Origin of the sequence: Pseudomonas sp. MB-090624, from assembly GCF_003205245.1 — a bacterium.
Taxonomy (GTDB): domain Bacteria; phylum Pseudomonadota; class Gammaproteobacteria; order Pseudomonadales; family Pseudomonadaceae; genus Aquipseudomonas; species Aquipseudomonas juntendi.
This window is the reverse complement of the sequence record NZ_QJRK01000054.1, coordinates 35,726-47,351: the sequence shown is the minus strand read 5'-3', so window position 1 is coordinate 47,351 and position 11,626 is coordinate 35,726. Positions and strand designations below refer to the sequence as shown.

General features: G+C 63.6%; 9 protein-coding genes. 2 read left to right on the top strand and 7 right to left on the bottom strand.

All coding sequences use genetic code 11. From position 1 onward, the window contains the following. Positions 1-170 precede the first annotated feature (170 nt). From asd to leuC, 5 genes are all read right to left on the bottom strand, one after another. The gene (asd, locus tag DMX12_RS24815; RefSeq protein ID WP_029887368.1) at positions 171-1,283 is read right to left on the bottom strand and encodes an aspartate-semialdehyde dehydrogenase; all 1,113 of its coding nucleotides are present in this window, start codon (positions 1,281-1,283) and stop codon (positions 171-173) included. Between the two features lie 63 nt (positions 1,284-1,346). Next, a complete protein-coding gene (leuB, locus tag DMX12_RS24810) occupies positions 1,347-2,429 on the bottom strand; it encodes a 3-isopropylmalate dehydrogenase (protein ID WP_009681662.1) in 1,083 nt (360 codons plus the stop codon). Between the two features lie 54 nt (positions 2,430-2,483). Then, a complete protein-coding gene (locus DMX12_RS24805) occupies positions 2,484-3,248 on the bottom strand; it encodes a class I SAM-dependent methyltransferase (RefSeq protein ID WP_009681663.1) in 765 nt (254 codons plus the stop codon). A gap of 146 nt (positions 3,249-3,394) precedes the next feature. Beyond that, the gene (leuD, locus tag DMX12_RS24795) at positions 3,395-4,039 is read right to left on the bottom strand and encodes a 3-isopropylmalate dehydratase small subunit (protein ID WP_110679715.1); all 645 of its coding nucleotides are present in this window, start codon (positions 4,037-4,039) and stop codon (positions 3,395-3,397) included. Then, the gene (gene leuC, locus DMX12_RS24790; protein ID WP_009681665.1) at positions 4,036-5,469 is read right to left on the bottom strand and encodes a 3-isopropylmalate dehydratase large subunit; all 1,434 of its coding nucleotides are present in this window, start codon (positions 5,467-5,469) and stop codon (positions 4,036-4,038) included. The genes leuD and leuC overlap by 4 nt, the downstream gene beginning before the upstream one ends. 131 nt (positions 5,470-5,600) lie before the next feature. Here leuC and DMX12_RS24785 point away from each other — a divergent pair, with 131 nt between their 5' ends. After that, the gene (locus DMX12_RS24785) at positions 5,601-6,479 is read left to right on the top strand and encodes a LysR family transcriptional regulator (protein ID WP_110679714.1); all 879 of its coding nucleotides are present in this window, start codon (positions 5,601-5,603) and stop codon (positions 6,477-6,479) included. A gap of 62 nt (positions 6,480-6,541) precedes the next feature. Further along, the gene (locus DMX12_RS24780) at positions 6,542-9,838 is read left to right on the top strand and encodes a PAS domain S-box protein (RefSeq protein ID WP_009681667.1); all 3,297 of its coding nucleotides are present in this window, start codon (positions 6,542-6,544) and stop codon (positions 9,836-9,838) included. A 227-nt stretch (positions 9,839-10,065) separates the two neighbouring features. On the opposite strand, the gene DMX12_RS24770 is transcribed toward DMX12_RS24780, so the two are convergent. Then, on the bottom strand, positions 10,066-10,509 hold the full coding sequence (locus DMX12_RS24770) for an Hsp20 family protein (RefSeq protein WP_009685045.1): 444 nt from the start codon (positions 10,507-10,509) through the stop codon (positions 10,066-10,068). A 144-nt stretch (positions 10,510-10,653) separates the two neighbouring features. After that, complete coding sequence (locus tag DMX12_RS24765) at positions 10,654-11,622, bottom strand: tRNA-dihydrouridine synthase (protein WP_009685046.1); 969 nt, start codon at positions 11,620-11,622, stop codon at positions 10,654-10,656. Positions 11,623-11,626: the final 4 nt, after the last annotated feature.

Sequence of the window (11,626 nt, the reverse complement as noted above, 5' to 3'; positions counted from 1 at the left end):
CCTCTGGCTAACACTTCCCCTTGCCGGGTGTGTAGAGGACTTTCACCTCCAAGTCACCCGCTCGGCTACCGCAACCAAACGGGTTGCGCTAACGCGCAACGCGCCATGCCTGGCGCACAACAAAAAACCCGTGCTGTTGCCAGCACGGGTTTTCGGACGAACCAGAACGATCAACGCTCCAGCAGAATCCGCAGCATGCGGCGCAGCGGCTCGGCAGCGCCCCACAGCAGCTGGTCACCCACGGTGAATGCGCCCAGGTACTGCGAGCCCATGTTCAGCTTGCGCAGGCGGCCAACCGGAATGTTCAGGGTGCCGGTGACCTTGGTCGGCGACAACTCCTGCATGCTGATTTCACGCTGGTTAGGCACCAGTTTCACCCAAGGGTTGTGCTGGCTGATCATGCCTTCGATATCGGCAATCGGCACATCCTTGTTCAGCTTGATGGTCAACGCCTGGCTGTGGCAACGCATGGCGCCGATGCGCACGCAGATACCATCGACCGGGATCGGGCTCTTGAAGCGGCCGAGGATCTTGTTGGTTTCGGCCTGGGCCTTCCACTCTTCACGGCTTTGGCCGTTCGGCAGTTCCTTGTCGATCCACGGGATCAGGCTGCCAGCCAGCGGTACGCCGAAGTTCTCGGTCGGGAACGCTTCGCTGCGCATGGCCTCGGCGACCTTGCGGTCGATGTCGAGAATGGCGCTGGCCGGGTTGGCCAGGTCGTCGGCGACGGCCGCGTGGGTAGCGCCCATCTGCTTGATCAGCTCACGCATGTTCTGTGCGCCAGCGCCCGAGGCTGCCTGGTAGGTCATGGCGCTCATCCACTCGACCAGGCCAGCTTCGAACAGGCCACCCAGGCCCATCAGCATCAGGCTGACAGTGCAGTTGCCGCCGATGTAGTTCTTGGTACCGGCGTCCAGTTGCTGGTCGATGACCTTGCGGTTGACCGGGTCGAGGATGATGACCGCGTCATCCTGCATGCGCAGGGACGAGGCGGCGTCGATCCAGTAACCCTGCCAGCCGGCTTCGCGCAGCTTGGGGAAGACCTCGTTGGTGTAGTCGCCGCCCTGGCAGGTCAGGATAACGTCGAGGGTCTTGAGTTCTTCAATCGAATAAGCGTCCTTGAGCGGCGCTGTATCCTTGCCCACGTTCGGGCCTTGGCCACCCACGTTGGAGGTGGTGAAGAACACCGGCTCGATAAGGTCGAAGTCCTGCTCCTCCAGCATCCGCTGCATGAGCACGGAACCGACCATACCGCGCCAACCGATCAGACCTACACGTTTCATCGCAACTACACCTTTGCTAAAAGTGGGCCGCCACCAGGAATGTGGGGTGGCGGGCCAGAGAGATTACAGATTCCGCAGGGCTGCGACTACTGCGTCGCCCATTTCCTGCGTACCAACTTTGGTGCAGCCTTCCGAGAAGATGTCGCCCGTGCGCAGCCCCTGGTCCAGAACCAGGCTCACGGCCTTCTCGATCGCCTCGGCGGCGGCCGACTGATTGAAGCTGTAACGCAGCATCATCGACACCGACAGAATGGTCGCCAGTGGGTTGGCGATACCCAGGCCGGCGATGTCCGGGGCCGAGCCGTGGCAAGGCTCGTACATGCCCTTGTTGTCGGCATCCAGCGAGGCCGAAGGCAGCATGCCGATGGACCCGGTCAGCATGGAAGCTTCATCCGACAGAATGTCACCAAACATGTTGTCGGTCACCATCACGTCGAACTGCTTGGGGGCGCGCACCAGTTGCATGGCGGCGTTGTCCACGTACATGTGGCTCAGTTCCACATCCGGGTAATCCTTGGCCACGTCTTCGACCACTTCGCGCCACAGCTGGCTGGAAGCGAGCACGTTGGCCTTGTCCACCGAGCACAGTTTCTTGCCGCGCACGCGGGCCATGTCGAAACCGACACGGGCAATGCGGCGCACTTCGCTTTCGCTGTACGGCAGGGTGTCGTAGGCCTGGCGCTCGCCACCTTCCAGTTCACGCTGGCCGCGTGGGGCACCGAAGTAGATACCGCCGGTCAGCTCACGAACGATGAGAATGTCCAGGCCGGAAACGATCTCGGGCTTGAGCGAAGACGCGTCGGCCAGTTGCGGGTAGAGGATGGCCGGGCGCAGGTTGGCGAACAGGCCCAGTTGCGAACGGATTTTCAGCAGGCCGCGCTCCGGGCGGATATCACGCTCGATCTTGTCCCACTTCGGCCCGCCCACCGCGCCCAGCAAGACCGCGTCGGCCTTGCGCGCACGCTCCAGGGTTTCGTCGGCCAGGGGCACGCCGTGCTTGTCGATGGCAGCGCCACCGATCACATCGTGGGCCAGGCTGAAACCGAGCTGGAACTTGTCGTTGGCCAGCTCCAGCACCTTGACCGCTTCGGCCATGATTTCCGGCCCGATACCGTCACCTGGGAGAATCAGAATCTGCTTGCTCATGCTTTCCTCTATCCATTCACACGGCGCGGCCAAGCGGGCCCCACCGAAAAAAACTTATCGCTCTGCCCACAGCACCAGTACATCGCTGCTGAACGAGCCATCGCTGTCGATCTGATAATACTGCCGTACTTCTTCGCCCATGGCTTGCTGCAATTGGCGGATAGCCACGCGCATCGGCTCGGGGGTACGCATGCGCTCGACCCAGCTGGAAAACTCCAGGCGCAGCGGCTGGCGGGTGTGGCTGCGCACGTGCAAACCGGCTTCGCTGACCTGGCGCTGCCATTCGGCGGCGGAATAATCGCGCACGTGGCTGGTGTCGCGCAGCACTTCGACCGTTTGCAGGTAGGTGTCGAGCAGCGGGCTGCCCGGTGACATCACATCGATGAACGCCGCCACGCCGCCTGGCTTGAGCACCCGGCGCACTTCGCGCAAGGCCAGGCCCAGGTCGCTCCAGTGGTGGGCCGAGTAGCGGCTGAAAACGAAGTCGAACGATGCATCGGCGAACGGCAGGCGTTCGGCCGCGCCGCGTTCGGTGATGATATTGCCCAGGCCGCGCTCGGCAGCGGCACTGGCGACCACATCGAGCATGGCCTGCGACAGGTCGTAGGCGACCACTTCGGCGACCAGCGGCGCAACGTGGAAGCTGACATGCCCGGCACCGCAGCCCAGGTCCAGCACACGGGCGGCGCCCTGCCCTGCCAGTTCGGCCTGGAGCAAGGCAAATTCACTGCCCTGGGCGTGTACGGCGCTGCTGAGGTAGGCACTGGCTTGTTCGCCGAACTGGCGTTGGACCACGTCGGTGTGTTGGCTGCTGGTCATGTCTCGATCCTTTTGGTTCTGGGTTGGCTCTACGGGCGCTATCGCCGGCAAGCCAGCTCCCACAGGAGCACCACAGTCTGAAAGTTGTGGGAACCCTGTGGGCGCTGGCTTGCCGGCGATGAGGCCAGCGAACCCGGCTACATCATTCAGGCATCCCGGAACAGCCAAGGCTGCGCAGCACGGTGCTTGCCTTCGAAGGCCTTGATCGCATCGCCGTCCTGCAGGGTCAGGCCGATATCGTCCAGGCCGTTGAGCAGGCAGTGCTTGCGGAAGGCATCGATCTCGAAGTGCAGCACCTTGCCGTCTGGGCGGGTCACCGCCTGGGCCTGCAAGTCGATGGTCAGCTGGTAGCCCGGGTTGGCTTCCACCTGCTTGAACAACTCGTCCACTTCCTCATCGCTGAGGATGATTGGCAGCAAGCCGTTCTTGAAGCTGTTGTTGAAGAAGATGTCAGCGAAGCTCGGCGCAATGATGCTGCGGAAGCCATACTCGTCCAGCGCCCAGGGGGCGTGCTCACGGCTGGAGCCGCAACCGAAGTTTTCCCGCGCCAGCAGCACACTGGCACCCTGGTAGCGTGGATAGTTGAGCACGAACTCCTGGTTGACCGGGCGCTTGCTGTTGTCCTGGTAAGGCTGGCCCACGTCCAGGTAACGCCACTCGTCGAACAGGTTCGGACCAAAGCCGGTGCGCTTGATCGACTTGAGGAACTGCTTGGGGATGATCTGGTCGGTGTCGACGTTGGCACGGTCCAACGGCGCGACGAGGCCAGTGTGCTGGGTAAAGGCTTTCATGCTGCGCTCCCTTGGATCAACTCGCGAACATCGATGAAATGACCGGCTACCGCGGCAGCGGCGGCCATGGCCGGGCTGACCAGGTGGGTACGCCCACCGGCACCCTGACGGCCTTCGAAGTTGCGGTTGGAGGTGGACGCGCAATGCTCGCCGCTCTCCAAGCGGTCCGGGTTCATCGCCAGGCACATCGAGCAGCCTGGTTCACGCCATTCGAAACCGGCTTCGAGGAAGATCTTGTCCAGGCCTTCACGTTCGGCCTGCGCTTTGACCAGGCCCGAACCCGGCACGACGATGGCTTGCTTGACGCTGGCGGCCACCTTGCGGCCCTTGGCGATTTCCGCCGCCGCGCGCAGGTCTTCGATGCGCGAGTTGGTGCACGAGCCGATGAAGACGCGGTCCAGCTTGATGTCGGTGATGGCCTGGTTGGCCGTCAGCCCCATGTACTTCAAGGCACGCTCGATCGAGCCGCGCTTGACCAGGTCGGCTTCGGCGGCCGGGTCCGGTACGCGCTGGTCGACGGCCAGGACCATCTCGGGCGAAGTGCCCCAGCTGACTTGCGGCTTGATCTGGCTGGCATCCAGCTCGACCACGGTGTCGAACACCGCATCGTCATCCGACACCAGGTCTTTCCACGCCTCGACCGCCTGCTTCCACTGCTCGCCCTTCGGCGCGTAGGGGCGCCCTTCGACGTAGGCAACGGTAGTGGCGTCGGTGGCCACCAGGCCCACGCGGGCACCGGCTTCGATGGACATGTTGCAGATGGTCATGCGGCCTTCCATCGACAGCGCACGAATGGCGCTGCCGGCGAATTCCATGGCGTGGCCGTTGCCACCGGCGGTGCCGATCTTGCCGATCACGGCCAGGACGATGTCCTTGGCGGTGACGCCGGCCGGCAGCTCGCCTTCCACCCGGACCAGCATGTTCTTCATTTTCTTGGCGACCAGGCACTGGGTGGCGAGCACGTGCTCGACCTCGGAGGTGCCGATACCGTGGGCAAGGGCCCCAAACGCGCCGTGGGTCGAGGTGTGCGAGTCGCCGCAGACCACGGTCATGCCCGGCAAGGTGGCGCCTTGCTCCGGGCTGATGACGTGGACGATGCCCTGGCGCTCGTCGTTCATCTTGAATTCGACGATGCCGTATTCGTCGCAGTTCTCGTCGAGGGTCTGCACCTGCAGGCGCGACACCTGGTCGACGATGGCCTCGATACCGCCCTTGCGCTCTGGCGTGGTTGGCACGTTGTGGTCCGGCGTCGCGATGTTGGCGTCGATGCGCCACGGTTTGCGGTTGGCCAGGCGCAGGCCTTCGAAGGCCTGGGGCGATGTCACTTCGTGGATGATGTGGCGATCGATGTAGATCAGGGACGAGCCGTCATCACGGCGCTTGACCTCATGGGCTTCCCAGAGTTTGTCGTAGAGCGTTTTGCCAGCCATCAGACTGTTCCTCATCAGCGTCTTTCTGTGCCAAAAACCCCTTGGCTTGTATGGACGATGCTATGGGGTTAGATTGAATAACTCAAATTCATAATTTTTATGCTTTGGATAGCCAAAAGGAATACCAAACCATGGACCTGGCCAACCTTAGTGCCTTTATCGCCATTGCGGAAAGCGGCAGCTTTTCCGGGGCAGCGGAACGCCTGTTCCTAACCCAGCCCGCCATCAGCAAGCGCATCGCGGGCCTGGAGCAGCAGCTGGACGTACGCCTATTCGACCGTTTGGGGCGCGAAGTGACGTTGACCGAGGCCGGGCGGGCACTGCTGCCCCGCGCTTACCAGATCCTCAACGTCCTTGATGATACCCGACGGGCGCTGACCAACCTGAACGGGGCGGTGACTGGTCGGCTGACCCTGGCCACCAGCCACCATATCGGTCTGCACCGCCTGCCCCCGCTTTTACGGGCGTTCACCCGCCAATACCCAGCAGTAGCACTGGATATTCAGTTCATGGATTCAGAACAGGCCTACGACGAGATTCTGCATGGCCGCGCCGAGATTGCCGTGATCACCCTGGCGCCCGAGCCGCACCACCTGGTCAAGGCGGTACCGGTGTGGGACGACGCCCTGGATTTCGTCGCGGCGCCCGAGCACCCGCTGGCCAACAACCAGGCAGTGAGCCTGGCCGATGTCGCCCGCCACCCGGCGGTGTTCCCCGGTGGCAACACGTTTACCCACCATATCGTCCAGCGCCTGTTCGAAAGCCAGGGCCTGACGCCGAACATCGCCATGAGCACCAACTACCTGGAAACCATCAAGATGATGGTATCGATCGGCCTGGCCTGGAGCGTGCTGCCGCGCACCATGCTCGATGAACAGGTTGCACCCATCGCCTTGCCCGGCATACAGCTGTCGCGCCAGCTAGGCTACATTTTGCACACGGAGCGTACGCTGTCGAACGCGGCCAGGGCGTTCATGGCGTTGCTCGACAGCCACGCAGGGCCCGCCTGAGCGGCCGTCAGCCCGGTATTTCCAACTCCAAGGACGCGTCTTACGCCAAAGGTCTGGTACCGATGCCCAAAACAGTGAACCGCTTTTTGCGCCTGCCGCGAATACCTGCGGCCGACCCGCAGGAATCCGAGCAGGCCTGGCAGAACGCCCCACAATTGCTGGCCGCGCTCAACGGCGCACGCCTGGGTGCCTGGCTATGGGATATCGAAAGCGGCCGTGTCAGCTGGTCACGCGGTACCCAGGCGCTGTTCGGCTTCGACCCCCAGCGCCCGCTGCCCGCCGATGCCGATTACCTCGACCTGCTGCCCGAAGAGGACCGCGCCCGTACCCGCCAGGTGTTCCAGGCGATTTTCAACGGCGAGCCGGTGGAGCGCGCCATGCGCCACCGCATCCGCTGGCCGGACGGCAGCCTGCACTGGCTGGAGATAAACGGCAGCCTGACCCACGACCAGCATGGCCGGCCACAGATGATCGGGGTGGTGCGTGAAATCACCCGCCAGCGCGAGCGGGAAGCGGCATTGATCAACTCGGAGAAGCGCTTCGCCACGCTGTTCCACCTCAGCCCCAACGCCATTTTGCTCTCCCGCCGCCACGACGGCATGATCTTCGAGGTCAACCAGCATTTCGAAGACATGTTCGGCTGGCCTGGCAGCCAGGTCATCGGCAAGACCAGCCTGGAGCTGGGCCTGTGGGTCAACCCCGAGCAGCGTCAGCAGGTGATCGAGTCGACCCGCGCCAACGGCGACCCGCAGATCATGGAGGTCCAGTTCCGGGCCATCAGCGGCAAGGTGCACGACGGCATTCTCTGCACCCAGGGCATCGAACTGGAAGGCGTGACCTTCCTGATCAGCACCTTCGTCGACACCAGCGAGCGCAAGCGCGCCGAGCAGGCCCTGAAAGACAGCCAGGAGCGCCTGGACCTGGCCCTGGACTCGGCGCAGCTGGGCACCTGGGACTGGCACATTCCCAGCGGCATGCTCTATGGCTCGGCCCGCGCCGCGCAGTTGCACGGCCTGCCGCCGATTCCTTTCCACGAGTCGTTCGACGCCTTCTTCGAGGGTGTACCGGAACAAGAGCGCAACTCGATGCGCCAGGCCTACCGCAGCCTGCGCGAAGGCCCTGCCGGCAACTACCAGATCACCTACCGGGTGCAGCTGGAAAACGGCGTTTCGCGCTACATCGAGAGCCGCGCCCGGCTTTACCGGGACGACCAGGGCAACCCGCTGCGCATGGCCGGCACGTTGCTCGACATTACCGACCAGGTCGAACGCGAGCAGCGCCTGAGCGCCTCCGAGGAGAAGTTCGCCAGCCTGTTCCAGGTCAGCCCTGACCCCATCTGCGTTACTCGCCAGGACACTGGCCAGTTCATCGAGATCAACCCGGCCTTCACCCAGAACTTCGGTTGGAGCAGCGAGCAAGTGCTTGGCCGCACTGCCGAGGAGATCGGCTTGTGGGCCGAATCCATCGAGCGTGCGCAACGCATCGAACGGGTAATTCGCGAACAGGCGCTGAGCAATGTCGCCGTGGTCGTCAACCACCGCAGTGGGGCGCCCCTGACGTGCGTGATCTCCAGCCGCCTGATTACTGTCGACGACCAGCCCTGCAGCGTGACCACCCTGCGCGACATCACCCAACAGCAACGCGCCGAAGCGGCCCTGAAATCCAGCGAGGAAAAGTTCGCCAAGGCCTTCCACTCCAGCCCTGACGCCATCACCATCACCGAATGCAACAGTGGCCGTTACCTGGAAGTCAACGATGGCTTCTGCCGCCTGACCGGCTATAGCGCTGCGGAAGTGGTGGGCCAGACGGTGTACGAAATCGGCATCTGGGCCGATGACAAGCAACGCGGCGCCTTGCTCGCCGAACTGCGCGAGCGCGGCCGGGTTCACCACCGCGAGATGCTCGGGCGCAACAAGCGCGGCGATATCCTGACCGTGGAGGTGTCGGTCGAGCGGATCACCCTCAATGAAGTGGACTGCCTGCTGCTGACCGCCCGCGACGTCAGCCAGCTGAAGAACGCCCAGGCGCAGATCCGGCACCTGGCCTACCACGACCCGCTGACCAACCTGCCCAACCGCGCCCTGCTGATGGACCGCCTCAGCCAGCAGATCGCCCTGCTCAAGCGCCACAACCTGCGCGGCGCGCTGCTGTTCCTCGACCTTGACCACTTCAAGCACATCAACGACTCGTTGGGCCACCCGGTGGGCGACGCGGTGCTGAAGATCATTACCGCGCGCCTGGAAGCCAGCGTGCGCCTGGAAGACACCGTGGCGCGCCTGGGCGGCGACGAGTTCGTGGTGCTGCTCAGTGGTCTGGAAGGCAGCCGAGAATTGGTGGAAGCACAAGTGCGCGAACTGGCCGACACCCTACGCGAGCTGCTGGCCGAGCCCATGTCGCTGGATGGCCAGCGCCTGCAGGTCACGCCCAGCATCGGCGTGGCGCTGATCCCCGACCATGGTGCCACACCGGCCGACCTGCTCAAACGCGCCGATATCGCTCTGTACCGGGCCAAGGATTCCGGTCGCAACACTACCCAGCTGTTTCACACCACCATGCAAAAGGCCGCCAGCGAACGCCTGCGCATGGAGAACGACCTGCGCCTGGCCCTGGCCCGCGGCGAACTGGCGTTGCACTTCCAACCGCAGGTGGATGCCCGTGACAACCGCATCGTCGGTGCCGAGGTGCTGCTGCGCTGGCACCACCCGCAACTTGGCCAGCAGCCACCCGCGCAGTTCATCCAGGTACTGGAGGAAAGCGGGCTGATTCTGGAAGTGGGGAGCTGGATCCTGGACGAGGCCTGCGACGCCTGCGCGCGCATGCTGACGGACGGCCTGATCGACGCCGACGACTTCAGCCTGTGCGTGAACATCAGCCCGCGGCAGTTCCGCCAGGCCGACTTCGTGGGGCGGGTACTGCGCAGCCTCGACGACTACCGCCTGCCACGCAAGATGCTGAAGCTGGAAATTACCGAGGGCATCGTCATCCAGAACCTGGAAGACACCATCAGCAAGATGCGCGAGCTCAAGCGCTATGGGGTGAGTTTCGCCATGGATGACTTCGGCACGGGCTACTCGTCGCTGACGTACCTGAAGCGCTTGCCGGTCGATGCACTGAAGATCGACCAGAGCTTCGTGCGCGATGCGACGGTCGACCCGAACGATGCCGAGATCGTCCGTGCCATCGTCGCCATGGCCCGCAGCCTGGACCTGGCGGTGATTGCCGAAGGGGTCGAGCTCACAGAGCAGCTGGAGTTTCTCGAGCAGCTAGGGTGCTACCTGTACCAGGGCTACCTGCATAGCCGGCCTTTGCCGTTGGCGGAGTTCCGGCAGATGCTGCTGGAAGCACCGGCGGATTACTGACTGGAACCCCGGTGTGGCCGCTTTCGCAGGGCCAGGCAAAAAAAGGGCACCCGAAGGTCAATGCCAGTCAGTTAAGTCATTTGGGGCCGCTTTGCGACCCTTCGCGGGCACGCCCGCTCCCACTTCTTGAATTCACCTGTGGGAGCGGGCGTGCCCGCGAAGGGCTGCAAAGCAGCCCCAGTAACGCAGGCATTAACCCAAAGATGCCCTTGTTTACAACGATCCCATCAATTCAGCGCTGGCTTGTCGCCGTTGATCGGGATGCGCTTGGCCTTGGCTTCTTCAGGCACGATGCGCAGCAGGTCGATGCTGAGCAGACCATTGGCCAGGCCGGCAGCCTTGACTTCAATGTGGTCGGCCAAGCGGAACGACAGCTTGAAGGCGCGCTGCGCGATACCCTGGTGCAGGTAGGTCACTTCAGCATCGCCATTGTCACGCTTGCCACCGATAACGGTCAGGACACCCTTTTCGACCTGCAGGTCGAGGTCCTGCTCCTGGAAACCGGCTGCGGCAACCACGATACGGTATTGGTCATCGCCATGCTTTTCCACGTTGTAGGGCGGGTAGCTGCTACCAGCCTCATTACGGGCCGCGGATTCGAACAGGTCATTGAAGCGGTCGAAGCCAACGGAATGACGGAACAGTGGAGCAAGAGAGAAAGCGGTAGTCATGGTCATAAACTCCTGAGTATCAGCAAGTAAGTCATTGCGCGACCCGAATTCGGCATCGCGTACTCAAGAGATAGGGCCAAGACAAAGGCTTTCAAGGGGGTAAATTGAAAAAATCTGCTGGGGGGGAAACGGGCCGATGGCCGTTCAGGCAACACAGGCCTCGGCCACCGCCTCACAGCCCAGCAACCGGCTGATCCGCGCACAATCATCCTCGCGGCGCAACTCGGCAAACAGCAGCACCGCCTCCGGGTAACTACGGGTCAGCATGGCCAGCCACTGCTTAAGTCGGCCGGGCGCATAACGCGGTGACAGCTTGGCCTGGGCCTGGCGCCAGAACTCGCGCAGCAGCGGCTGCAGGTCCTGCCAGCCCAGCGGCTGGTAATCACGCCCATCCCGCGCCGCGGCTATCTGCAGGCCAAGGTCAGGGCGCGAAACCAGCCCACGGCCAAGCATGATGTCCTCGGCACCACTGACCTCACGGCAACGCCGCCAGTCGTCCACGGTCCAGATCTCGCCATTGGCAAACACGGGCACCTTGACCACGTCCTGCACCCGCGCCACCCACTCCCAATGGGCGGGCGGCTTGTAGCCCTCGACCTTGGTCCGCGCATGCACCACGAGGTGCGCCGAGCCGCCGTCTGCCAGCGCCATGGCGCAATCCAGCGCGCCGGCCGGGCTATCGAAGCCCAGGCGCATCTTCGCGGTTACCGGGATATGCGCAGGCACCGCGCGGCGCACGGCATGCACGATGGCATGGAGCAACTCCGGCTCCTTGAGCAGCACGGCGCCACCGCGGGACTTGTTCACTGTCTTGGCCGGGCAGCCAAAGTTCAGGTCGATGACCGGCGCGCCCAGTTCACAGGCCAGTGCGGCGTTTTCCGCCAGGCATAGCGGGTCCGACCCCAGCAGCTGCACGCGCATGGGCACCCCGGCAGCCGTCAGCGCCCCCTGGCGCAGCTCGGGCGCCAGCTTGTGGAACGAAGCCGGCGGCAACAGGCGGTCGCACACCCGAATGAACTCGGTGACGCACCAGTCTATGCCGCCCACACGGGTCAACACGTCGCGCAGGATGTTGTCGACCAGCCCCTCCATGGGGGCCAGAGCAATTTGCATGTCG

Coding starts and splice junctions, on each gene's coding strand:
- DMX12_RS24785 (WP_110679714.1), top strand. CDS start 5,601: ATGGACCTGGCCAACCTTAGTGCCTTTATCGCCATTGCGGAAAGCGGC.
- leuD (WP_110679715.1), bottom strand. CDS start 4,039: ATGAAAGCCTTTACCCAGCACACTGGCCTCGTCGCGCCGTTGGACCGT.
- DMX12_RS24805 (WP_009681663.1), bottom strand. CDS start 3,248: ATGACCAGCAGCCAACACACCGACGTGGTCCAACGCCAGTTCGGCGAA.
- DMX12_RS24770 (WP_009685045.1), bottom strand. CDS start 10,509: ATGACTACCGCTTTCTCTCTTGCTCCACTGTTCCGTCATTCCGTTGGC.
- DMX12_RS24765 (WP_009685046.1), bottom strand. CDS start 11,622: ATGCAAATTGCTCTGGCCCCCATGGAGGGGCTGGTCGACAACATCCTG.
- leuB (WP_009681662.1), bottom strand. CDS start 2,429: ATGAGCAAGCAGATTCTGATTCTCCCAGGTGACGGTATCGGGCCGGAA.
- leuC (WP_009681665.1), bottom strand. CDS start 5,469: ATGGCTGGCAAAACGCTCTACGACAAACTCTGGGAAGCCCATGAGGTC.
- DMX12_RS24780 (WP_009681667.1), top strand. CDS start 6,542: ATGCCCAAAACAGTGAACCGCTTTTTGCGCCTGCCGCGAATACCTGCG.
- asd (WP_029887368.1), bottom strand. CDS start 1,283: ATGAAACGTGTAGGTCTGATCGGTTGGCGCGGTATGGTCGGTTCCGTG.